Source organism: Micromonospora sp. USAFONa4, from assembly GCF_057197825.1.
The window spans coordinates 5012024-5035045 of record NZ_CM170072.1 but is presented as its reverse complement, the minus strand read 5'-3'; the positions used below and the strand labels follow the sequence as shown (position 1 = coordinate 5035045).

Annotated in this window: 17 protein-coding genes; 4 read left to right on the top strand and 13 right to left on the bottom strand. The window is 74.7% G+C overall.

Going from position 1 to position 23022, the window contains the following annotated elements; translation table 11 throughout:
• Positions 1-34: 34 nt before the first annotated feature.
• The 8 genes from AC0OO9_RS22205 to pcaF all read right to left on the bottom strand — a co-directional run bounded on the left by AC0OO9_RS22205 (position 35) and on the right by pcaF (position 10123).
• Positions 35-748, bottom strand: a complete 714-nt coding sequence (locus tag AC0OO9_RS22205) for a gamma-glutamyl-gamma-aminobutyrate hydrolase family protein (RefSeq protein ID WP_484512083.1) — start codon at positions 746-748, stop codon at positions 35-37.
• Complete coding sequence (locus tag AC0OO9_RS22200; protein ID WP_484512081.1) at positions 745-1512, bottom strand: 3-oxoacyl-ACP reductase; 768 nt, start codon at positions 1510-1512, stop codon at positions 745-747. Before AC0OO9_RS22200 ends, AC0OO9_RS22205 begins: the two co-directional genes overlap by 4 nt.
• 4 nt (positions 1513-1516) lie before the next feature.
• Positions 1517-2872, bottom strand: coding sequence for an aldehyde dehydrogenase family protein (locus AC0OO9_RS22195; RefSeq protein ID WP_484512079.1), 1356 nt, complete (start codon positions 2870-2872; stop codon positions 1517-1519).
• Positions 2873-3006: 134 nt separating this feature from the next.
• Positions 3007-4368 carry a glutamine synthetase family protein gene (locus AC0OO9_RS22190; RefSeq protein WP_484512077.1) on the bottom strand — a complete coding sequence of 454 codons (1362 nt, stop codon included), beginning with the start codon at positions 4366-4368 and terminating at the stop codon, positions 3007-3009.
• A 757-nt stretch (positions 4369-5125) separates the two neighbouring features.
• Positions 5126-5626: a DUF456 domain-containing protein gene (locus tag AC0OO9_RS22185; protein WP_151456927.1), complete on the bottom strand. Its 501-nt coding sequence runs from the start codon at positions 5624-5626 to the stop codon at positions 5126-5128.
• Positions 5623-7797, bottom strand: coding sequence for a putative bifunctional diguanylate cyclase/phosphodiesterase (locus AC0OO9_RS22180; protein WP_484512075.1), 2175 nt, complete (start codon positions 7795-7797; stop codon positions 5623-5625). The genes AC0OO9_RS22185 and AC0OO9_RS22180 overlap by 4 nt, the downstream gene beginning before the upstream one ends.
• 4 nt (positions 7798-7801) lie before the next feature.
• Entirely contained in the window at positions 7802-8620 is an 819-nt protein-coding gene (locus AC0OO9_RS22175) for an SAM-dependent methyltransferase (RefSeq protein ID WP_132232778.1), read from the bottom strand.
• A gap of 297 nt (positions 8621-8917) precedes the next feature.
• Positions 8918-10123, bottom strand: a complete 1206-nt coding sequence (gene pcaF, locus AC0OO9_RS22170; RefSeq protein ID WP_484512073.1) for a 3-oxoadipyl-CoA thiolase — start codon at positions 10121-10123, stop codon at positions 8918-8920.
• A 107-nt stretch (positions 10124-10230) separates the two neighbouring features.
• Between pcaF and AC0OO9_RS22165 the strand changes: the two genes are divergently transcribed.
• From AC0OO9_RS22165 to AC0OO9_RS22150, 4 genes are all read left to right on the top strand, one after another.
• Complete coding sequence (locus AC0OO9_RS22165) at positions 10231-11196, top strand: glutathione S-transferase family protein (protein ID WP_484512072.1); 966 nt, start codon at positions 10231-10233, stop codon at positions 11194-11196.
• Positions 11189-11824: a DUF998 domain-containing protein gene (locus AC0OO9_RS22160; protein WP_484512070.1), complete on the top strand. Its 636-nt coding sequence runs from the start codon at positions 11189-11191 to the stop codon at positions 11822-11824. Before AC0OO9_RS22165 ends, AC0OO9_RS22160 begins: the two co-directional genes overlap by 8 nt.
• A 262-nt stretch (positions 11825-12086) precedes the next feature.
• Positions 12087-13391, top strand: coding sequence for a dicarboxylate/amino acid:cation symporter (locus tag AC0OO9_RS22155; protein WP_484518011.1), 1305 nt, complete (start codon positions 12087-12089; stop codon positions 13389-13391).
• 73 nt (positions 13392-13464) lie between these two features.
• Positions 13465-14532: an NADH:flavin oxidoreductase/NADH oxidase gene (locus AC0OO9_RS22150; RefSeq protein WP_484512069.1), complete on the top strand. Its 1068-nt coding sequence runs from the start codon at positions 13465-13467 to the stop codon at positions 14530-14532.
• Between the two features lie 33 nt (positions 14533-14565).
• On the opposite strand, the gene AC0OO9_RS22145 is transcribed toward AC0OO9_RS22150, so the two are convergent.
• The 5 genes from AC0OO9_RS22145 to dxr form a co-directional block, all read right to left on the bottom strand.
• Positions 14566-18180, bottom strand: a complete 3615-nt coding sequence (locus tag AC0OO9_RS22145; protein WP_484512067.1) for an ATP-binding cassette domain-containing protein — start codon at positions 18178-18180, stop codon at positions 14566-14568.
• 182 nt (positions 18181-18362) lie between these two features.
• Positions 18363-19202 (bottom strand): DUF4081 domain-containing GNAT family N-acetyltransferase, encoded by an 840-nt coding sequence (locus AC0OO9_RS22140; protein WP_132232766.1) that lies wholly within the window; start codon positions 19200-19202, stop codon positions 18363-18365.
• Between the two features lie 156 nt (positions 19203-19358).
• Positions 19359-20531 carry a flavodoxin-dependent (E)-4-hydroxy-3-methylbut-2-enyl-diphosphate synthase gene (gene ispG, locus AC0OO9_RS22135; protein ID WP_089001519.1) on the bottom strand — a complete coding sequence of 391 codons (1173 nt, stop codon included), beginning with the start codon at positions 20529-20531 and terminating at the stop codon, positions 19359-19361.
• A 9-nt stretch (positions 20532-20540) separates the two neighbouring features.
• Positions 20541-21791 (bottom strand): M50 family metallopeptidase, encoded by a 1251-nt coding sequence (locus AC0OO9_RS22130; protein ID WP_484512065.1) that lies wholly within the window; start codon positions 21789-21791, stop codon positions 20541-20543.
• Entirely contained in the window at positions 21791-23005 is a 1215-nt protein-coding gene (dxr, locus tag AC0OO9_RS22125; protein ID WP_421457787.1) for a 1-deoxy-D-xylulose-5-phosphate reductoisomerase, read from the bottom strand. The genes AC0OO9_RS22130 and dxr overlap by 1 nt, the downstream gene beginning before the upstream one ends.
• Between the last annotated feature and the right edge of the window lie 17 nt (positions 23006-23022).

The window sequence follows — 23022 nt, the reverse complement described above, 5'->3', positions numbered from 1 at the left end:
CCACCCGCCCGCAGCGACGGTGGCGGGGGGTGCGTCACCGGCGCGCCGGGCCGACCCGGCCTTCCCGGGCGGCCCGGACCAGCGCGGCGATCGGTCGCGGGTCGGGCTCGTTCTCCGGGTGCCACTGCACGCCCAGCAGGAAGGGCCGGTGCGGATCCTCGACCGCCTCGACCACCCCGTCGTCGGACCAGCCGGTCACCGCCAGCCGGCCCGGGTCGGCCACCGCCTGGTGATGGTAGGAGTTGACCCGGTCCACCCCGGCCATCACCGTCGCGGCCAGGCTGCCCGGGGCGAACCGCACGCCGTGCCCGCCGTAGACGCCGGGGGCGGGGCGGTGCAGGTCGTGCCCCACCAGGTCCGGCAGGTGCTGGTGCAGCGCCCCACCGGCGGCGACGGCGAGCAGTTGCATCCCCCGGCAGACCCCGAGCACCGGCAGGTCGGTGTCGAGCGCCGCGGTGAGCAGGGCCAACTCGCCCGCGTCGCGGCCGGGCCGGCTCTCCGTGCGGGGCGCCGGCGGCTGGCCGTACCGGGCCGGATCGACGTCCGCGCCGCCAGCCAGGACCAGCCCGTCGAGCACCCGCAGCACGTCCGCGTCGCGGTCGTCCGGGGGCAGCACCACCGCCCGGCCCCCGGCCGCGGTGACCGCCCGGACGTACGCCTCGGGCAGCAGCACCGCCGGCACGTCCCGCCACACCCCCCAGCCGACCGGCTCGGCGTACGCGGTGATCCCGATCAGTGGCCGGCTCACAGCGGGGTGACGTACGCGCCGGTGATGCCGCCGTCCACGACGAACTGCGCGGCGGTCATGAAGGACGAGTCGTCGCTGGCCAGGAACGCCACCGCGGCGGCGATCTCCTCCGGCTCGCCGAACCGCCCCATCGGCACGTGCACCAGCCGGCGGGCGGCCCGCTCCGGGTCGGCGGCGAAGAGCTCCAGCAGCAGCGGGGTGGCGACCGGGCCGGGGCAGAGCGCGTTGACGCGGATGCCCTCCCGGGCGAACTGCACGCCCAGCTCCCTGGTCATCGCCAGCACCCCGCCCTTGCTCGCCGTGTACGCGATCTGCGAGGTGGCCGCCCCCATCAGGGCCACGAACGACGCGGTGTTGACGATCGAGCCCTTGCCCTGCCGGCGCATGTGCGGAATGACGTGCTTGCAGCAGAGGTAGACGCTCGTGGTGTTGACCCGCAACACGCGCTCCCAGGCGTCCAGCCCGGTGCTCAGGATGGAGTCGTCCTCCGGCGGGGAGATGCCGGCGTTGTTGAACGCCACGTCGATGCGCCCGTGCCGCTCGGCCACCCCCTCGAAGAGGTCCCGTACGGCCGCCTCGTCGGCGACGTCCGTGGCGACGAACTCGCCGCCGACCTCCTCGGCCGCCCGCCCACCCGCCTCCGCGTCGACGTCCACGCAGACCACCCGGGCCCCCTCGGCGGCGAACCGCCGCACGGTGGCCAGCCCGATCCCGCTGCCCGCCCCGGTGACCACGGCCACCCGGTCCTCAAGTCGACCCCGCACCTGATCACTCCTCCGTCGCGATGAACACGTTCTTGACGTCCGTGAAGGCGTGCAGCGCGTCGGGGCCCAGCTCGCGGCCCAGCCCGGAGCGCTTCATCCCGCCGAACGGCGTCCAGTAGCGCACCGAGGAGTGCGAGTTGACGCTGAGGTTGCCCGCCTCCACGGCCCGCGCCACCCGCACCGCCCGGCCCACGTCCCGGGTCCAGACCGAGCCGGACAGCCCGTACTCGGTGTCGTTGGCGAGGCAGATCGCGTCGGCCTCGTCGTCGAACGGGAGCACCGAGACGACCGGGCCGAAGATCTCCTCGCGCCAGTGCCGGTCCGCCGTCGAGTCGGCGAGCAGCACCGTCGGGGCGTACCAGAAGCCTGGCCCGTCGGGGCGGGAGCCGGTGAAGGCGACCTTCGCCCCGTCGACGTACCCGGCCACCCGGTCCCGCTGGGCGGCGGAGATCAACGGGCCCATCTCGGCGGTTTCCCGGGACGGGTCCTCCACCCGCAGCGCGCGTACCGCCGGTTCGAGCAGCTCCAGGAACCGGTCGTACACCGGCCGCTGGACCAGGATCCGCGACCGGGCGCAGCAGTCCTGGCCGGCGTTGTCGAAGACGGCGTACGGGGCGGTGGCCGCCGCCCGCTCCAGGTCCGCGTCGGCGAAGACGAGGTTGGCGCTCTTGCCGCCCAGCTCCAGGGTCAGCCGCTTCACCTGCGCGGCGCAGCCGGCCATGATCCGGGTGCCCACCTCCGTGGAACCGGTGAAGCAGACCTTGCGGACGGCGGGGTGGGTGACGAACCGCTCCCCCACCACGGACCCGGTGCCCGGCAGCACGGTGAACACGTCGTCGGGCACGCCCGCCTCGCGCGCCAGCTCCGCCAGGCGCAGCGCCGTCAGCGGGGTCAGTTCGGCGGGCTTGAGCACCACGGTGTTGCCGGCCGCGAGCGCCGGCGCGAAGCCCCAGGCGGCGATGGGCATCGGGAAGTTCCACGGCACGATCACCCCGACCACGCCGAGCGGCTCGTGGAACGTCACGTCCAGCCCGCCCGGCACCGGGATCTGCCGCCCGGTCAGCCGCTCGGGCGCGCCCGCGTAGTAGTCGAGGACGTCGCGGACGTTGCCCGCCTCCCACCGCGCGTTGCCGATGGTGTGCCCGGAGTTGCGCACCTCCAGCCGCGCCAGCTCCTCCAGGTGCGCGTCGACCACCGCCGCGAACCGCCGCAACACCCGCGCCCGCTCCCCCGGCGCCACCGCCCGCCAGCGCCGGAAGGCCGCGTCCGCCCGCGCGATCGCCGCGTCGACCTCCCCGACCGGCGTGCCGGGCACGACCCCCACGACCTCCCCGGAAGCCGGATCCACCACCTCACTCAACCCCGACCCCTCCCCTCTTCCTCCGGCCGCCCCGCCCCTCCGCGGCGTCGATCATGCAGTTGTGGTGCCCCACAAAAGCCGCAAATCCTCCTCGACCGCCCACCAGAACGATCGACAGGCGATTGGCCGGGCGGTCAGAGGCGTTCGAAGCCACGGATCAGCTCCCAGTCCGTCACGGCGGCGTCGAAGGCCGTCAGCTCGATGCGCGCCTGGTTGGCGTAGTGGGCCGTCACCTCGTCACCGAACGCCTCGGTGGCCACCGTCGAGCCCTCCCACAGGGCCAGGGCGTCGCGGAGCGTGCCGGGGACGCGTTCGGCGGCCGGATCGTCGTACGCGTTGCCGGTGCACTCCTCGCCCAGTTCCAGCTCGCGCTCGATGCCGTGCACCGCGCCGGCGACGAGGGCCGCGATCGCCAGGTACGGGTTCACGTCCGCCCCCGGCACCCGGTTCTCGACCCGCATGCCCTGGCCGTGCCCGACCAGCCGCAGCGCGCAGGTGCGGTTGTCCGTGCCCCAGCGCAGCGCGGTGGGGGCGAACGACCCCGGCTGGTAGCGCTTGTACGAGTTGATGTTCGGGGCGAACAGGAGGCTGAACTCGCGCATCGTGGCCAGCAGCCCGGCCAGCACCCGCTGCCCGGTCGTCGACAGGTGCGCCGGCCCGTCGCCGAGCATCGCCGAGCGGCCGTCGGCGTCGCGCAGCGAGAAGTGGATGTGGCAGGAGTTGCCCTCGCGCGCGTTCGGCTTGGCCATGAAGGTGATCGACAAGCCCTCCTGGGCGGCGATCTCCTTCGCCCCGTTCTTGTAGATCACGTGGTGGTCGGCGCAGGCCACCGCCTCGTCGTAGCGGAAGGCGATCTCGTGCTGGCCGAGGTTGCACTCCCCCTTCGCGCTCTCCGGGGTGAGCCCCGCCCCGGCCATCTCCCGCCGGATGCGGCGCAGCAGCGGCTCCACCCGCGCGGTGCCGAGCAGGGAGTAGTCCACGTTGTACTGGTTGGCCGGGGTCAGGTCCCGGTAGCCGCGCTGCCAGGCTTCCTCGTACGAGTCGCGGAACAGCACGAACTCCAGCTCGGTGCCGGCGTACGCGGTCAGCCCGTGCGCGGCCAGCCGGTCGAGCTGCCGGCGCAGGATCTGCCGGGGCGAGGCGACCACCGGGGACCCGTCCAGCCAGGCCAGGTCGGCCAGGAGCAGCGCGCTGCCCGGCTGCCAGGGCACCCGCCGCAGCGTGTCGAAGTCCGGCACCATGGCGAAGTCGCCGTAGCCGCGTTCCCAGCTCGACATCGCGTACCCGTCGACCGTGTTCATGTCGACGTCGACAGCGAGCAGGTAGTTGCAGCCCTCGCTGCCGTGCGCGGCCACCTGGTCGAGGAAGTAGGGCGCGTGGAACCGCTTGCCCTGCAACCGGCCCTGCATGTCGACCAGGGCCAGCACCACGGTGTCGATCTCATTCTCTGCGACGGCGACCCGCAGTTGTTCCAACGTGAGCGGAGCTTTCCTCATCGGCGGGCCTCCATCACCAAGGTCTACTGGCTGAACCGGTGGACCGTCAATGCCCCGCCCGGCATCGCGGCAACCGCCCCGGAACGCACCCGGGCCCGCCTCGCAGCGCAGCCGCCTGACCTGGCAGCCGCCGTCGCCCTGCCCGCCCGGTCCCACCCCTGCCCGCCACCGCTGGCGGCCGCCCCCTGTCAGCCGGCCCATGCCGGCCCACCCCTGTCCGTCCGCCCTTGCTGCCGGCCCTTGTCCGACCGGCTCCTGCCCGACCGGTCCCTGTCGAGCTGCCCCGTGCGGTGGGGCAGCTCGACAGTGGCCAGACGGCACACGGCGGCCCTGGCCGGCACGCCCGGCGCCGCGGGTCGGCAGGCCCGGCGCCGCAGGTCGGCAGGCCCGGCGCCGCAGGTCGGCAGGCCCGGCGCCGCGGGTCCGCAGGCCGGCCGAGCCGGGCAAATTGCGTTGCCGTGCCGGCTCGTGGACCGCATGCTTGAGCCCGTGACCAGGCCCGATCGCGACGGGCCACCGCCGGGCGCTCGGACCGCCCGGCACGCGGCGGCGCGGGGCACGTCACCTCTCTCTCACCGTACGGCGCTGCGCCGTACCCGACGCCCGCCCCGCGCCGCCCGCACCGCACCCGCATCGGCTCGAACCGAGCGACCGGCCCGGCCCGCACAGGCCCGGTCCGCACCGCACCGCACCGATTCCGTCGGAGCAAGCGGCACGCACCGCACCGGTCCGATCCGGCGCGGCCGCCCGCGTCTGCTCAGGTGAGCAGCAGCCCGGCGACCCAGAGCGCGGCGACGAGCAGACCGGCGAGGAACTCGACAAGCATGGACAGGCCGGCCGCCGCGACCGCCTGCTTCGTCGCCGGCCAGGCCAGCCGGGAGTCGCCCAGCCGCAGCCGCTCCGCCGCCCACACCCCGCCGACGAAGCCGAGCACCAGCCCGATCACCGGGACCACGAAGAAGCCGACCAGGCCCAGCAGGCCACCGGCGAGCAGCGACGACGTGGGCACCCCGGTGCGTTTCAGGTTCCGCCCCGGCCAGGCGTACTTGACGACGGTGCCGCCCGCGGCGACCACGGTCGCGGCGGCGAGCACCGCCCAGCGGCCGGGCCCGGCGCCGCCGAAGATCGCCCAGACCAGCACCCCGCCCCAGCACAGCGGCAGCGCCGGCAGGCCGGGCACCACCACCCCGGCGAGCCCGGCGAGGATCGCCAACCCGGCGAGTACGGCGACCGCCGCCTCGCTGTCCGTCAGGCTCATGCCGTCGCTCCCCGGTCGTCGTCGCGTAGCCGGGCGGTGATCTCCGCCGCCGGTGCGGGCGGGCCGAAGAACCGGCCCTGCCCGGTGTCGCAGCGCAGCGCGCGCAGCCGCTCGGCCTGCACCCCGGTCTCCACCGCCTCGGCTGTCACCCACAGCTCCAGGGCGTGCGCCAGCCGCACCAGCGCGTCCACGATCCGTTCGTCCCGGTGGTCGGGCACCGCCTCGACGTCCTCACCCCGGATGCCCTCGACGAACGGCCCGGCCAGCTTGAGGCAGTGGATGGGCAGCCGGCGCAGGTACGCCAGGTTGGAGTAGCCGGTGCCGAAGTCGTCGATCGCCATCCGTACGCCGAGGGCGGCCAGCCGGTGCAGCGACCGCAGCGGCTCCCCGGCGGTGCCCATCACCGCGCTCTCCGTCAGCTCCAGTTGCAGCAGATCCGCCGGCAGCCCGGTGGAGGCCAGCGCGTCGGCCACGGTGTCCACGATCCCCGGGTCGTCGGCCTGCCGCGCGGCCAGGTTGACGCTGACCACCAGCTGCGCCCGGGGGAACTCGCGCCGCCACGCCTCCGCGTCCCGGCAGGCCTGCCGCAGCACCCACTCGCCGAGCCGGACGATCAGGCCGGTCTCCTCGGCGAGCCCGATGAACCGGTCCGGCCCGATCAGCCCCAGCTCCGGGTGCTGCCACCGGACCAGCGCCTCCACGGCCAGCATCGAGCCCTCGACCAGGGACACGATCGGCTGGTAGTGCACGACGAACTCGCCCCGGTCCAGCGCGGCCGGCAGCCCAGCGGCCAGGGCGGAGCGGGCGATGTCCCGGGCGCCGCGCTCCGGGTCGTAGACCGCCCACCGGCCCCGGCCCTCCGCCTTCGCCCAGTAGAGCGTGGTGTCGGCGGCCTTCATCAGCTCCGAGGCGCTCGTCCCGCCGACCGGGCACTCGACGATCCCGACGCTCGCCGACACCGCGAGCTGCTGCTCGCCGATGCGGACCGGGGCGGAGACCGCCGCCAGGGCCAGCTCGGCGACACCCACCGCGTCGTCGATCCCGGCGCCGTCGTCGACCAGGATGACGAACTCGTCCCCGCCCATCCGGGCGACGAGGTGGCCGCGGCCCGCGACGCAGTCGGCCAGCCGCTTGGCGATCACCACGAGCAGCCGGTCGCCGAGGTCGTGGCCGAGGCTGTCGTTGATCGCCTTGAAGCCGTCCAGGTCGAGGAAGCAGACCCCGACCCGTCGGGCCGCGTCGGCGACGTCGAAGACCCGGCCCAGCGTCTCGAAGAACAGCGTCCGGTTGGGCAGGCCGGTGAGCGGGTCGTGCAGCGCCTGGAAGCGCAGCCGCTGCTGGAGTTCGTGCCGCTCGGTGATGTCCTCGATCATCGCGACGGTGAACCGGGGCCGGCCGTCGTCGTGGCGGATCAGCGAGACGGACAGGTCCGTCCAGACCACGCTGCCGTCCTTGCGGTAGTAGCGCTTCTCCACCCGGGCCCGGTCCTGCTTGCCCTCGATCAGCTCCTGGTAGAGCTCCCACATCCCGGCCGCGTCGTCGGGGTGGAACAGCGCGGCCACGTTGGTCTCGCGCAGCTCCTCGATGGAGTAGCCGAGCATGTCCGCGAACGCCTGGTTGACGTCGATGATCTGGCCGTCGACACCGGCGATGCCGATCCCCGTGGCCGCCCCCACGAAGACGGCCCGGAACCGGGCCTCGCTGTCGCGCAGGGCCTGCTCCACGTCGTCGCGGGCCTGCCACGCCGAGCGGGCGATCCGCTCCTGCTGCGCGAAGGTGCGGTCGCGCAGGGCGCGGCCGAAGCCGGCGGCGAGTCCGCCCTGCAACGCCGCGACCCGTTGCGCCGTCCCGTCCCGGTGGGCCCGGCCCGGCACCACCCGGGCGGCGAACCGGTCGCCGAGGGCCCGCACCGACCAGTCGAGCACCCGGGGCTCGGTCAGGTGCTCCTCGACCAGCGCGCGCCCCACCTCCTCGGCCGGCAGGGGCGAGAAGGGCTCGGCGAGCAGGGCCTGGGCCAGCCGGACCGTGTGCAGGTGCAGCAGGCGCTCGGTCTCCGCCGCGCTGAGCGGCACGAAACCGAGCCGGCGCACCGCCCTGGCCCACTCGGCCGCGTACCACTGGGCGCCCGACCGGCTGAGGTCGTCGCCGCCGGGCTCCGGGACGGCGGCCATGGGCTCAGGCGGTGGGCTGGTCGTACCGGGCGACGCCGCCGAAGGCGCCGAACCGCTCCGGGTGCTCGTCGACGTCGGAGGGCGAGTCGGGGCGCCACAGCGGCATGTGCACCACACCCGGCTCCAGGAGCGTCCAGTCGCCGAAGAAGCTCGTCACCTCGGCCCGGGAGCGCAACGTGATCTCGGTGTCGGTACGCGCCGAGAGGCGCTGCGCGTCGAGCATCTCCTGCGGCTGGTCCTCGAACGTGGAGTGTGAGACGACCAGGTGGCTGCCCGGGGCCGCGGCGGCCCGGAGGGTGGCCAGGATCTCGCCGGGGCGGTCGGCGTCCCGGACGAAGTGCACCACCCCGGCGAGCAGGATGCCCAGCGGCCGGCTGAAGTCGAGCAGCCCCAGGTCACGGGCGGCGGCCAGGATCCGCTCCGGCTCCCGCAGGTCGCCGTGGATCACCCCGGTCAGCTCGTCGCCGGCGAGCAGCTCCCGGCTGTGCGCCACCGCGACCGGGTCGATGTCGACGTAGACCACCCGGGCCTTCGGATTGGCCGTCTGGGCGACCTCGTGCACGTTGCCCACGGTGGGAATGCCGGAGCCGATGTCGAGGAACTGGTCGATGCCGGCGTCGAGCAGCGTGCGTACGGCCCGACGCAGGAACTCGCGGCCGGCGCGCATGGTCGCCGCCAGGTTGGGCGTCATGGCGGCGATCTGCTCGGCGAGCTGCCGGTCGATCTCGAAGTTGTGCGCCCCGCCGAGGAAGTAGTCGTACACCCGGGCCGCGCTCGGGCGGGTGAGGTCGATCTCGGCGGGAAGTCCGTCCGGCATCTGCACTGCTGCACCTCATGGTCGTCGCCGCGGTGCGGGAGGGAGCCGGTGCCGCGGTCACGTGGGGGTACGCGAGGCACCGGCCGACCCGCGGGTCGTGTGGTGCTCACCACTCTAGGCCGCGTACTGCCGGCTCCGGGAGGTCCCATGACCCACTTCGTCGGCCCGTCGGATGTCCGTCACGGCCCTGCTTGCCCGCCGTCACGGCTCCGCCCCCGCCGGTGACGAGCCTCCGTCGCCCACGGCAGCGGAGCCCCCCGGACCGGGCGGGCAGCGGCGGCGGCGGCCCTGGCCGACCCCGGGTCAGCCGGCGGACTCCAGCAGCAGCGAGATGCCCTGCCCCACGCCGACGCACATGGTGGCCAGCGCCCGCCGGCCGCCCCGGCGGCGCAGTTCCAGCGCGGCCGTCAGCGCCAGCCGGGCGCCGCTGGCGCCGAGCGGGTGCCCGAGCGCGATGGCCCCGCCGTTCGGGTTGACGTGCTCGGCGTCGGTCGGCAGGCCCAGCTCGCGCAGCACCGCGACGGACTGCGCGGCGAACGCCTCGTTCAACTCGATCACGTCGACCGCGTCGAGTCCGAGGCCGAGGCGGTCGAGCAGCTTCCGGGTGGCCGGCACCGGCCCGACGCCCATCACCCGCGGCGGTACGCCGGCCGCGGCGGCGCCGGCGACCCGGGCCAGCGGGGTGAGGCCGTAGCGGGCCACGGCGGCCTCGGAGGCGACCAGCAGCGCCACCGCGCCGTCGTTGACGCCCGACGAGTTGCCGGCGGTCACCGTGCCGCCCTCGCGGAACGGGGTGGGCAGCGCGGCGAGCTTCTCCAGCGAGGTCTCCCGGGGGTGCTCGTCGACCTCGACGAGCCTGGTCTCGCGCCGCCCCGCCGGCACGGTCACTCCCACGATCTCCTCGGCGAACCGGCCGTCGGCCTGCGCCTTCGCGGCCCGCTGCTGCGACCGGTACGCGAACTCGTCCTGCTCGGCGCGGCCGACGCCGTAGGCGGCGGCGACGTTCTCCGCCGTCTCCGGCATGGAGTCGATGCCCCAGTGCTTCTTCATCAGCGGGTTGACCAGCCGCCAGCCGATGGTGGTGTCGTAGACCTCGGCGGTGCGGGAGAACGGGGTGGTCGCCTTCGGCAGCACGAACGGGGCGCGGCTCATGCTCTCCACCCCGCCGGCCACCACGAGGTCCGCCTCGCCGGCCACGACGGAGCGGGCCGCGGTGGCGAGGGCGTCCAGGCCGGAGCCGCAGAGCCGGTTGACCGTGCTGCCGGGCACCTCCTCGGGCAGCCCGCCGAGCAGCGCCGCCATCCGGGCCACGTTGCGGTTGTCCTCGCCGGCCTGGTTGGCGCAGCCCAGGATCACGTCGTCCACCCGCGCCCAGTCCACCGACGGGTGTCGGGCGACCAGCTCGCGGATCACGTGCGCGGCCAGGTCGTCGGGGCGGACGCCGGCGAGGGCGCCGGCGTAGCGGCCGATCGGGGTGCGGACACCGGCCACCAGGTATGCCACGGTCATCAGCGCGATCCTTCGGGGGGTGGGAAGGGGCGGGGGGCGGGCGGTTCCGGGTCGCGGGGACGCCCGGCCGCCAGGATATCCGCGCGCGCAGCGGATAGGTTGGCGGCATGGCCCGGGCCCAGTTCAGCGCAGAGACCAGTGGCGGCGGCGAGTTCGTCCGCCAGCCCAACCGGTTCACCGGTCGGGTCACCCCGGACTCCGACTCCCCGCCCGGCGGCGGGCCGGACGCACAGGGCCGGTGGCCGCTGGAGTCGGGCCGATACCGGCTGATCTGGTGCCGGGCCTGCCCGTGGGCGCACCGGGCCCGGATCGTGCGCGGCCTGCTCGGCCTGGCGGACGCGATCTCCCTCGGCACGGTCGACCCGATCCGCGACGAGCGGGGCTGGCGGTTCGCCCTCGACCCGGACGGGTTCGACCCGGTGCTCGGCATCGGCTTCCTCTCCGAGGCGTACCTGGCCACCGACCCCGACTACACCGGGCGGGTCACGGTGCCGGCGCTTGTCGACACGCGCACCGGCCGGGTGGTCACGAACGACTATCCGCAGCTCACCCTGGACCTGTCCACCGAGTGGCGGGGCCTGCACGGGCCGGGGGCGCCGGACCTCTACCCGGTCGAGCTCCGCCCGGAGATCGACGCGCTGATGGCGGAGATCCACCGGGACGTCAACAACGGGGTCTACCGGTGCGGCTTCGCCACCTCGCAGGCCGCGTACGACGAGGCGTTCACGGCGCTGTTCGCCCGGCTCGACGCGATCTCCGAGCAGTTGGCGGGCCGGCGCTACCTGATGGGCGACGCGATCACCGAGGCCGACGTGCGGCTCTTCACCACCCTGGTCCGCTTCGACGTGGCATACCACGGGCACTTCAAGTGCAACCGGCAGAAGCTCACCGAACTGCCGGTGCTCTGGGCGTACGCGCGGGACCTGTTCCAGACGCCGGGCTTCGGCGAGACGGTCGACTTCGACCACATCAAGCGGCACTACTACGGCACCCACGCGGCGATCAACCCGACGGGGATCGTCCCGCTCGGCCCCGACACCTCCGGCTGGACCACGCCGCACGGGCGTGGCTGAGCCGCGCCCGGCCGACCCGCGAACCGCCCCGCCCCGGGCCGCCGCCGCGTCGGCCTCCGCCGCCTGCGTCGTCGCGGGCGCGGTCGCGGTGACCGTCGCCGTGGTCGCCGGTCCGGGACCGGGCCTGACCGGGTACGTCAGCGAGGCGGGCGTCACCGACAGCGCGTACGCCCCGGCGTACCGGATCGGGGTCTTCGCCCTGGCGGCCGGGCTGCTGCTGCTCGCGGCGGCGCTGCCCCCGGTGCTGCGGGCGGCGGCCGGGCTGCTCGCGGCCGGGAGCGTCTTCGCGCTGGTCTCCGGGGCGGTGACGTGCAGCGCCGGCTGCCCGCTGCCGCCGTTCGAGCGGGCGACCACGGCGGACCTGGTGCACGGCGCGGCGAGCATCCTCGCGGTGGCCGCGGTGGTCCTCGCGATGCTGGCGGTCGTGCTCACCCGGGCCGCGCCGCCGGCGCTGCGCCGGCTGGCCGCGGTGGCCCTGGCGGCGGCCCTGCCGCTGGCGGGCGCGACCGCCGTGGCCATGCTCTTCGTGGGGCGCGGCGGCCTGATCGCCGTCCTGGAGCGGCTGCTGCTGCTGGTGGCCGTCCTGTGGGGCACGGCCGCCGCGACCGTCGTCGCCCTCCGCCGGTGAGCCGGGGCACGTCGGGACGCCGGAGATGGGGCATCGGTCCGTTCGTGCACCTGCTGTAAGGAGCGTCACCGCGGGGACTCCTTCCGCAGCATCGACGGCCGGCGTTATCCTCGGCGGCGATGACCAACGTCTGGCACCTGACCGTGCGCCTGTATGTCGACCTCCGACTGCAGGCCAGCGGCGTCTGTCCGGCGCAGCCGCTCTCCTGACGCTGCCCCGTTCCGACCTCCAGACCCTGGGACACACCCACATGGCTTCCGCCCTGCGCAAGATCCCCTTCTCCGTGCAGATCCTGCTCGGCCTCGTCCTCGGCGTGGCGCTCGGCTTCCTCGCCCGCGCCAACGACCTGAGCTGGCTCACCAGCACCCTCGACACCGTCGGCGGCCTCTTCGTCCAGCTGCTCAAGCTGGCCGTACCGCCGCTGGTCTTCACCGCCATCGTGGTCAGCGTGGTCAGCCTGCGCGGGGTGGCCAACGCCGCCCGGCTGGCCCTGAAGACCCTGCTCTGGTTCGGCGTCACCGCGCTGATCGCGGTGGGCGTCGGCATCGGCCTCGGCCTGCTCACCGACCCGGGCCGCGGCGTCACCCTCGACACCGCCGGCGCCACCGCGCCCACGAGGACCGGCTCGTGGACCGACTTCCTCACCGGCATCGTGCCGACCAACCCGGTCGGCGCGTTCGTCGACGGCAACGTGCTCCAGATCGTCTTCCTGGCCCTCGTCGTCGGCGCGGCGGCGCTGCTGGCCGGCGAGCCCGCGGAGCCGTTCGTGGCGATCAACCGCGCGCTGCTGGAGATCGTCCAGAAGGCCCTGTGGTGGGTCATCCGGCTCGCCCCGATCGGCACGCTCGGCCTGATCGGCAACGCCGTCGCCTCGTACGGCTGGGACCTGGTGGCCCCGCTCGCCAAGTTCACCACCGCCGTCTACGTCGGCTGCGCGATCGTGCTCTTCGTGGTCTACCCGCTGCTGCTGGTGGGCGCCGGCCGACTCAACCCGCTGCGCTTCTTCGCCGGCGCCTGGCCCGCGATCGAGCTGGCCTTCGTCTCCCGCTCCTCGGTGGGCACGATGCCGGTGACCCAGCGCTCGGTCGAGCGCCTCGGCGTCCCCCGCGAGTACGCCTCCTTCGCGGTGCCGTTCGGCGCCACCACGAAGATGGACGGCTGCGCGGCGATCTACCCGGCGCTGGCCGCGATCTTCGTCGCCCAGGTCTTCGGGGTGGACCTCGGCGTCACCGACTACCTGCTGATCGCCTTCGTCTCGGTGGTCGGCTCGGCGGCCACCGCCGGTCTGACCGGCGCGATCGTGATGCTCACCCTGACGCTGAGCACGCTGGGCCTGCCGCTTGCCGGCGCCGGTCTGCTGCTGGCGATCGACCCGATCCTGGACATGATCCGCACCGCCACCAACGTCGCCGGACAGGCGCTGGTGCCGACGATCGTCGCCGCCCGCGAGGGCACCCTGGACCGGGCCGCGTACGACTCGGCGGGCCGGCGCTCGCCGCTCGCCCCGGCGGACGCCGACGGCGACGGCCCGCGCCGCGCGGAGGAGCTGAGCCCCGTCCCGGCCTGAGCCCCCGGCGCGACCCGACGAGTCGGGGAGGACCCCGCCCCGGGGTCCTCCCCGCGTCCGAGAGGATGACCGCATGAGTGTCCTGTTCACCCCGCTGACCCTGCGCAGCGTGACCCTGCCCAACCGGATCGCCCTGGCGCCGATGTGCCAGTACACCGCCGGCCCGGACGGCCTGCCCACCGACTGGCACCTGGTGCACCTGGGCGCCCGGGCGGTCGGCGGCGCGGGCCTGGTGATGACCGAGGCCACCGCCGTGCTGCCCGAGGGGCGGATCAGCCCGCAGGACACCGGGCTCTGGTCCGGGGCGCACGTCGACGCCTGGCGGCCGGTGACCGCCTTCGTCGCCGCGCACGGCGCGGTGCCGGTCGTGCAGCTCGCGCACGCCGGGTTCAAGGCCTCGACGTACCACCCGTGGGCGTCCCGGCGGGGCGGGGTGCCCGACGCCGAGGGCGGCTGGACCCCGGTCGGCCCGGGGTCCGCGCCGTTCGTGCCCGACTACCGGGTGCCGACCGCGCTGGACGAGGCGGGCATCGCCGGCGTCGTCGAGGCGTTCGCGGCGGGGGCCGGCCGGGCGGTCGACGCCGGGTTCGCGGCCGTGGAGATCCACGCCGCGCACGGCTACCTGTTGCACGAGTTCCTCTCCCCGCTGACGAACCACCGCGACGACGGCTGGGGCGGGGACCGCTCCGGCCGGATGCGGCTCACCCTGGAGGTGGCGCGGGCGGTCCGTGCGGCGGTCGGCGAGGACGTGCCCGTGCTGACCCGCATCTCGGCCACCGACTGGGAGCCGACGGGCTGGACGGCCGAGGACAGCGTGGTGCTCGCCGGCGAACTGGCCGCCGCCGGGGTGGACCTGGTCGACTGCTCCTCGGGCGGCGCGTCGGCCACCGCGACGATCCCGGTCGGCCCGGGCTACCAGGTGCCGCTGGCCGCCCGGGTCCGCCGGGAGGCGGGCGTGGCCACCGGCGCGGTCGGCCTGATCGTCGAGCCGGAGCAGGCCGAGGAGATCGTCGCGTCCGGCGACGCCGACCTGGTGCTGCTCGGGCGGGAGCTCCTGCGCGACCCGTACTGGCCGCACCGGGCCGCCGCCAAGCTCGGCGCCACCCCCACCTGGCCCGCCCAGTACGCCCGCGCCACCTGACCCACCCCCACCCCCGGCCCCTGCCGGGTCGGGTCAGCCGGCCAGGTGGGACCAGTGGGGTTCCAGGTCGCGCCAGGTGCCCTGGGCGGCGACCGTGCCGGACTGGAGGACCACGACGTGGTCGGCCCGGACCAGCGCGGCGCGCTTCGAGGTCGAACCCACCACGGTCACGCCGTGCTCGCGTAGCGCCTGCCACAGCGCCAGCTCGGTGGTGACGTCCAGCGCCGAGGAGACGTCGTCGGCCACCAGCAGCTCGGTACGGGGGGCGAGCGCCCGGGCCAGCGCGAGGCGCTGCAACTGCCCGCCCGAGAGCCGGGTGCCCTTGTGCCCGATCAGCAGCCCGAGCCCGCCGCCGGCCGCCGCCAGGTCGTGGTCGAGCTGGGCGGTCGACACCGCCGCCGCGGCGTCCACCTGGTGGCCGAGGGTGATGTTGTCGGCCACCGTGCCGGAGAGCACCCGGGGCAGCTGGCCGACGTAGCCCACCTGGTGGGGGCGCAGGAACAGCTCCGGCTCGGTGACGGGGTCGCCGTTCCAGGTCAGCCGCCCGGTGTGCGGGGCGATGCCGGCCAGCGCCCGCAGCAGCGACGACTTGCCCGAGCCGACCGGGCCGACGACCAGCACCAGCTGGCCGCGTTCCACCGTCAGGTCGACGTCGCGTACGGCCACCGTCCCGTCGGTGTGCCGGACGCCGAAGCCGGTCAGCTCCAGCCGGCGCAGCGGGTGCCGGGGCGGCACGACGGGCGCCGGGGCGGTCCCCGCTCCGAGGTCCACCCCCGGCACCGCCGCCGAGTACGCCTCCACGCCGGTCATCGCCACCGTCCGCCGGGTCCACACCCGCGCCGACGGGATCTGCGAGATCAGCGAGGCCGTCGTCCACGCGAACCAGCGGGCGGCGGCCAGGGTGGCGACCGCGACCAGGGTGGCGCCGGCCGAGAGCTGCCCGGCCAGGAAGAGCGCCCACGCGCCGATCGGCAGCAGGCCGCTGACCAGCGACGGGGTCGAGCGGGACCAGACCTGCACGGAGATCTCCCGGCGTTGCCGGTCGCTGCGCACCACGTCGAGGTCGGCCAGGTGGGCCAGCACCGGGCGGGTGGCCCCGGCGAGCTTGACCGTACGGGCGGCCGACAGAGAGGAGACCAGCGCGGTGGCGAACGCGGCCCGCGCCGCGACGGTGGCCCGCGCCGACCGTTCCAGGTGGGGGCCGAACAGCGTGGCGGCGAGTCCGGAGACGAGCATCGTGCCCGCGAAGAAGAGCCCCGGCACCACGCTGCCGGTGACGACGGTCATCGTGACCAGGAGCACCAGCGAGAGCCCCTGGTCCATCAGGTTGTCGGCGAGCTGGACCACCCGCTCGGTGTCGCCGCCCTGGGCCACCACCTCCGCCGGCGTGTGCCGGCTGACCCGGCGCGGTCCGGTCTGGCCGTGCACCAGGCGCAGGCTGATCCGCAGCATCTGCCGGACCCACCACTGCGGGAAGCGCAGGCCGTTGAGGTACGGCACCGGCAGGGTCACCAGCAGGCCGACGACGATCCCGAGCGCCGGCTGCCACGGGTCGCCGGTGCCGTCGACCACGTCCGCCCAGAGCCACGGCAGCACCGGCCCGTCCAGCCCGAGGAGCACGGCCAGCAGGAACAACGCCAGCGAGGCCAACCCGTACCGCGCGTCGTTGACGCACAGCCGCAGGATCTCCCGCAGTCCGCGCAGCCCCCGCGGGGACGTCGGCTCCGGCTCCCCGGGGGCTTCGGACCCGCCCCGACCCGCCCGGCCGTCGGCCGACCCGACCAGCTCCGCCGGGGTCGCGGGGACCGCCCCGACCGGCGGCGCGGCCGTGGGCGCGGCCGACGGAACGGCCGGCGGGCCGACCGGGGGCGTCGCCGGTGGGAGGGCCTCGTCCGGGCCGGTGGTCGGCCACGGATCCGACGGGCCGGTCAGCAGGTCGACCCCGCCGGAACGACCGCCCGGCGCCGCGTGGGCGTACGCGGTGGCGTGGCTGGTGGCGAGCAGTTCGGCGAAGCGTTCCGAGGAGTCCAGCGGCCCTGCCTCGACGACCGCGCCGTCGGCCATCACCACCACCTCGTCGCAGCGGCGTACGGAGGAGAGGCGGTGGGCGATGACGATGCCGATCCGGTCGCGCAGCAACCGCTCGGTGGCCTGCTGCACCCGCGCCTCGGTGACCGGGTCGAGGCGGGCGGTGGCCTCGTCGAGGATCACCACGTGCGGGTCGCGCACCAGGATCCGGGCGAAGGCGACCAGTTGCTCCTGCCCGGCCGAGAGCACGTGCCCGCCGTCGCCCAGCCGGGTCCGCAGCCCGGCGGGCAGCTCGGCGATCCAGCCGTCGAGCCCCAGCTCGCGAAGCGCCCGGGCGGCGGCGTCGAGCAGGTCCGGATCGAACAGCGCGACGTTCTCGGCGAGGGTCCCGGCGAGGATCTCGGTGCGCTGGGGCACCACGGCGATCCACCGGCGCAGCGCCTCGACGTCGAGGTCGCACACGTCGTCGCCGGCCAGGAAGACCGTGCCGGGCGGCACGTCGACGGCCCGGGTGAGCACCTTCGCCAGGGTGGACTTGCCGGAGCCGGTCCGGCCGACCAGCGCGTACGAGCGGCCCCGGGTGAAGGTCAGGTCGACGTCGTGCAGCGCGGGGCCGCGCCCGTCGTCGGTGCCCCCGTAGCGGAAGGTGAGGCCCCGCACCACCAGGTCGCCCTCGTTCGGGGCGGCCCCGCCCACGGGCTCCTGCCGGGAGCCCGCCAGCAGCTGCACCCGCCCCCAGGCGCCGAGGGCGTACTGGAGTTCGGGGACCATCCGGCTGACGTGCTCGACGGTCATGCCGAAGCCGATGGCCAGCAGCCAGATCGCGGTGAGCCGGGCGCCGTCGACCCGGCCGGTGACCAGCGCCCACGCGCCGCCGAGCACCACGGCCGCGATCCCGACCCGGATGACGCCGGCGGCCACGGTGGTGACCTGGGCGGACATCCGCCACACGCGCACCCCGCGACTGAGCACCTCGGCGGCCCGCCGGGCGTAGAGGCGCAGCACGTACGGCCGGGCCAGGCTGGTGCGTACGTCGTCCTGGCCGTGGACGGCCTCCTCCATCACCGCGGCGAGGTCGGACCATGCCTCCTCCTCGGCCATCCTGGCCGGGCCGATCCGCGCGGTGGGCTTGCGCAGGCCGACGGCCAGCAGCACGGTCAGCAGCAGCATCCCGAGGCCGGCCGGCCACCACACCGCGAGGGCGACGACGGTCGACAGCACGCCCGCGGCGAGGCCCTGCGCGATCCGTACGCCCTGGTTGCGCACCGCGGCGGCGACCTGGTAGACGTCGCCGTCGATGCGGTCGAGCAGCTCGCCGACCGGGGTGGTCTCCAGGGTCGGCAGGTCCTGTCCGAGCGCGACCCGGCACAGCCGGCGCCGCACGTCGGCGGACCAGTCGGCGGTCAGCCCGGCCATCAGCAGGCTCACCGCGAGGTCGGTGAGGACGGCGGCGACCAGCGCCACGGCGAGCAGCGCGAAGAACCCGGCGGCGCGGTGCACCAGGACGGGGCCGGCCAGCGCGGCGGCGGCGGCCTGGCCCCCGGCGCCGAGCACGATCAGGCAGGTCACGATCGTCATTCGGCGGGGCGAGGTGGCCCACATGTCCCGGAGCAGACGCATGACGGAGTCCCTTCTCCGCAGACCGGGGCGGAGTATCCAGCCTGGTCGGTGGAGCCGGCCGGCTCAACGCATTTACCGGCCGTTCACCTGGCCGGAGGCCGGTGCGTGGGCCGCGCCGGCCGGGAGCCGCCCGCGCGGACGCCACGAAGGAGTGGCTCAGAGCGGACGTCGCGAAGGGTGGATCAGAAGAGCACGGTGGCGAGCGTGCCGACCGGGCGGAATCCGCAGCGCTCGTAGACCCGGCGGGCCGGCAGGTTGAAGTCGTTGACGTAGAGGCTGACGGTCGGGGCGACCCGCAGCAGCGCGTCGCGCACCACCGCCGCCATGGCGGCCGACGCGATGCCCCGGCCCCGCCACTCGGGGGCCACCCAGACGCCCTGCACCTGGGCGGTCCGGCGGGTCACCACCGCCAGCTCGGCCTTGAACACCACCCGACCGTCGACGAACCGGGCGTACGCCCGCCCGGTCCGGACCAGGTCGGTGACCCGCCGCCGGTAGCCGCGCCCGCCGTCGTCGGCGAGCGGCGAGACGCCGACCTCCTCGGTGTACATCGCCACCGCCGCCGGGAAGAGCCGGTCGACCTCGCTGGCGCGCACCCGCCGCACCTGCGGGTCCGCCCGCAGCGCCGGCAGCGCGTCGGTCGCCAGCAACGGCTGGTTGGGGCGTACGTCCCGGGCCGGCCCCCAGACGGCGGAGAGGCGGTCCCAGAGGCCGAGCACCGCGTCGGCCCGGCCCACGATCGACGAGCAGAGCCGCTCCTCGCCGGCGAGGAGGTCGGCGTAGGCGGCGACGGCCGGCTCGGTGGCGAGCACGGGGGTCAGGTTGCCGCCGAGCCAGCAGATCGACTCCAGGTTGCGGCGGCTGCCGTAGCCCAGCACCCGCCCCTCGGCGCGCCACCAGGCCAGGCCACGCGCCGTGATCCGCTCGGCGACCTGCGCGCCCGCGAACGGGTCGAGGTCGAGCAGCCGCTCGACCGCGCGGCGCTCCGACTCCCCCAGTTGCCGTACCGGCACCGTCAGCACGGCTACCAGCCTGCCAGATCCGCCCCGTGCCGCGCCGGTCGAGTGACCAGTGGGACGCCTGCACCGTGACGGGACGCGGCGCGTACGCCGGCGGAAGCGCGCCGGCCCCGGCCGCCGGCGGGGGCGGTCGGGGCCGGCGCGCGACGGCGCGGTGGGTCAGTGCACGCTGACGGTGGCGCCGGGGAGCAGGCCGCGCAGCTCCTCGGGCAGCTCGGCGCCCATCTCGTCGGCGATGCGCAGCGCCTCCTCGATCAGGGTCTCCACGATCTGCGCCTCGGGCACGGTCTTGACGACCTTGCCCTTGACGAAGATCTGGCCCTTGCCGTTGCCGGAGGCCACCCCGAGGTCGGCCTCGCGGGCCTCGCCCGGGCCGTTCACGACGCAGCCCATCACGGCGACCCGCAGCGGCACCGGCAGCCCCTCCAGGCCGGCGGTGACCTCCTCGGCCAGCTTGTAGACGTCGACCTGGGCCCGGCCGCAGGACGGGCAGGAGACGATCTCCAGGCCCCGCTCGCGCAGCCCGAGCGACTCCAGGATCTGGTTGCCGACCTTGATCTCCTCCACCGGCGGCGCCGACAGCGAGACCCGGATCGTGTCGCCGATCCCCTCGGCCAGCAGCGCGCCGAAGGCGACCGCCGACTTGATGGTGCCCTGGAAGGCCGGGCCGGCCTCGGTGACGCCGAGGTGCAGCGGGTAGTCGCACTTCTCGGCGAGCTGGCGGTACGCCCGGATCATCACCACCGGGTCGTTGTGCTTGACCGAGATCTTGATGTCGCGGAAGCCGTGCTCCTCGAACAGCGAGCACTCCCACAGCGCCGACTCGACGAGCGCCTCGGCGGTGGCCTTGCCGTACTTGGCGAGCAGCCGCTTGTCCAGCGAGCCGGCGTTGACGCCGATCCGGATCGGCACGCCCGCGTCGCCGGCCGCCTTGGCGATCTCCTTGACCTTGTCGTCGAACTGGCGGATGTTGCCCGGGTTGACCCGGACCGCCGCGCAGCCGGCGTCGATCGCGGCGAAGACGTACTTCGGCTGGAAGTGGATGTCGGCGATCACCGGGATCTGCGACTTGCGCGCGATCGCGGGCAGCGCCTCCACGTCGTCCTGGCTGGGCACGGCGACCCGGACGATCTGGCAGCCGGACGCGGTCAGCTCGGCGATCTGCTGGAGTGTGGCGTTGACGTCGGAGGTGAGGGTGGTGGTCATCGACTGCACCGACACCGGCGCGCCCCCGCCGACCGGGACCGGACCGACCATGATCTGGCGGCTGACCCGGCGCGGGGCGAGCGGCGGGGGCGGTACGGCGGGGATACCGAGACTGACAGCGGTCACTTCAGGCACTCACCTTGAGAAGAGCGTGATCGGGTTGACGACGTCCGCGGTGATGGTCAGCAGCGTGAACACGCCACCGATCAGGATCACCGCGTACGTGAGGGGCATGAGCTTGAGGTAGTCGACGCGCCCGGGGTCGGCGCGGCCGATGCGGGCGTAGAGCCAGGAGCGGGCCCGCTCGAACCAGGCGATGGCGATGTGCCCGCCGTCGAGGGGCAGCAGCGGCAGCAGGTTGAACACGCCGATGAAGAAGTTCAGCGAGACGAAGAGCATGAAGAACAGCAGCCAGGCGTCGTTCTCGACGGCCTCGCCGCCGAGCCGGCTGGCGCCGACCACGCTGATCGGGGTGTCGATGTCCCGCTCCTCGCCGGTGATCGCCGCCCACAGCGCGGGGACCTTCTGCGGGATGCGCTTCATGGCCTCGAAGGTGTTCACCGCCATGTCGCCGGTGAAGTCGGCGGTCGCGCCGAACGCCCCGACCGGCCCGTACGTCACCCGGGTCGGGGTGCTGGGCACGAGGCCGACGCCGAGCGCGGCGACCGCGGCGACCTGGCCCTTCGGGTCGTCGAGCGGGGGCCGCTGGGTCTGCGCGAGCACCGTGCTGGTCGTGGCCGGCTGGCCGTCGCGGACGTACGCGATCTGCGCCGTGTCGCCCGGCTTGAGGGTGCGCAGGGTGGTGAGCAGCTGCCCGTAGTCGTTGATCGGCGTGCCGTTGATCCCGGTGATCCGGTCGCCGTCGCGCAGCTGCGCCTGGGCGGCGGGGCTGGCGGGATCGGCGGTGGTGCACTCGCGCAGGGTGTTCTCCGGGACCACGCACTTCGACAGCTGGATGACCGCCGGCTCCTTGCGGATCTCGGCCTCGGTGCTGGGGAACTGCGGGTTGGGCAGCCCGGCGCTGACCGCGATGATCCAGAGGGCGATCAGGGCGAGGGCGAAGTGGATGATCGAGCCGGCGGACATCACGATCGTCCGCTTCCACACCGGGAAGCGCCACATCGCGCGCGGCTCGTCGGCCGGATCGACGTCGTCGTCCTGGGGGGTCATCCCGACGATCTTGCAGAAGCCACCGAGCGGGATGCCCTTGACGCCGTACTCGGTCTCGCCCCGCTTGAAGGACCAGAGGGTGGGGCCGAATCCGACGAAGTACTTGGTGACCTTCATCCCGAACGCCTTGGCGGTGAGCAGGTGCCCCGCCTCGTGCAGGCTCACCGAGACGAGGATCGCGAGGGCGAAGAGCACCACCCCGAGCAGGTACGCCATCAAGCTCCTTCCACCGAACCCGCGATGATGATCTCCTGCGCGTGCGCGCGCGCCCACGACTCCGCCGCGAGCACGTCCTCGACGGTACCTGGTTCGTCGAAGTCGGGAGCGTCGTCCAGCACCCGCCGGAGGGTGTCGACGATGCCGAGGAAGGGCAGCCGGCCGGCCACGAACGCGGCCACGCACTCCTCGTTCGCCGCGTTGTAGATCGCCGGCCGGCAGCGGCCGGCCTCGCCGGCGGCCTTGGCCAGCGCGACGGCCGGGAACGCCTCGTCGTCCAGCGGCGCGAACTCCCAGGTGTGGGCCTTCGTCCAGTCGACGGCGGCGGCGGCGTCGGGCACCCGGTCGGGCCAGCCGAGGGCGACCGCGATCGGCAGCCGCATGTCGGGCGGGCTGGCCTGGGCGATGGTGGAGCCGTCGACGAACTCGACCATCGAGTGGATCACCGAGGTCGGGTGCACGGTCACCGTGATGTCGGCGTACGGCACGTCGAACAGCTCGTGCGCCTCGATCACCTCCAGCGCCTTGTTGACCATCGTGGCGGAGTTGATCGTGACGACCGGCCCCATGTTCCAGGTCGGGTGGGCGAGCGCCTGCTCGGGCGTGACCTGCGTCAACTCGTCGCGGCGCCGGCCCCGGAACGGGCCGCCGCTGGCGGTGACGATCAGCCGCCGCACCTCGCCCCGGGCGCCGGAGCGCAGGCACTGGGCGAGCGCGGTGTGCTCGGAGTCGACGGGGACGAGCTGCTCCGGCCGCGTCACCGCGGCCCTGACCAGCGAGCCGCCGGCCACGAGCGACTCCTTGTTGGCGAGCGCGAGCGTACGCCCGGCACGCAGCGCGGCCAGCGTCGGCGCGAGCCCGAGCGAGCCGACCACCCCGTTGAGCACGACGTCGCAGGGCCACTGCGCCAGCTCGGTCATCGCGTCCGGGCCGGCCACGATCTTGGGCAGCTTGAAGTCGCCGGTGGCCCAGCCGCGCCGGCTCGCCTCGGCGTAGAAGGCGAGCTGGAGATCCTGCGCGGCGGACGCCTTCGCCACGCCGACCGCGTCGACGCGCAGTTCGAGGGCCTGGGCGGCGAGCAGCTCGACGTTGCCGCCACCGGCGCCGAGCGCCACCACCCGGAACCGGTCCGGGTTACGCCGCACGATGTCGATGGCCTGTGTGCCGATCGAACCGGTGGAGCCGAGCAGGACGAGTTCCCGGGGCGAAGTCACCGGGCCATTCTTCCCCA